Genomic DNA, 633 nt, shown 5'->3' on the forward strand with positions numbered 1-633 from the left:
ATAATTCAGCTGCTTTAACTTGGATGGCATTACCGACAGTTGATTCAAACGGTATACCTGTAAAAGTTGGAATGGCTAAAATACCATATACAGCTTTTGCTGGAAATGAACCATCACCTGTAGAAGTAAAAGATACATATAACTTCTTAGACGGATTAGAACAGAGATACGGAGTGGAAGAATTAGGAACTAGAGAAAATCAGTTATTCCAAAAATTAAACTCTATCGGAAACAACGAAGAAACATTATTCTATCAAGCTACAGATGAAATGATGGGACACCAATATGCAAATGTACAGCAGAGAACACAAGGAACTGGAAGATTAATAGATAAGGAAATCACATATCTGTTTAAAGAATGGGATACTAAGTCTAAACAGTCAAATAAAATAAAAGCATTTGGAATGAGAGATGAATACAGTACAGATACAGCTGGAATAATCGATTATACAAGCGATGCATATGGATTTGCATACTTACATGAAGATGAAACAGTAAAACTTGGAAACAGTTCAGGATGGTATGCGGGAGCGGTACATAACAGATTTAAGTTTAAAGACATAGGAGGATCAAAAGAAAATCAGACTATGTTAAAACTGGGAATCTTCAAGACAATGTCACCAGTAACAGACC

1 pseudogene is annotated in these 633 nt (G+C 34.9%); it reads left to right on the forward strand.

The features are described 5' to 3' along the window. Positions 1-633 (forward strand): annotated as a pseudogene (locus HMPREF1984_RS11530) (autotransporter domain-containing protein); the annotation flags it as partial.

The sequence above is a fragment of the Leptotrichia sp. oral taxon 215 str. W9775 genome (genome assembly GCF_000469505.1).
In the GTDB taxonomy this organism is placed as follows: Bacteria; Fusobacteriota; Fusobacteriia; order Fusobacteriales; family Leptotrichiaceae; genus Leptotrichia_A.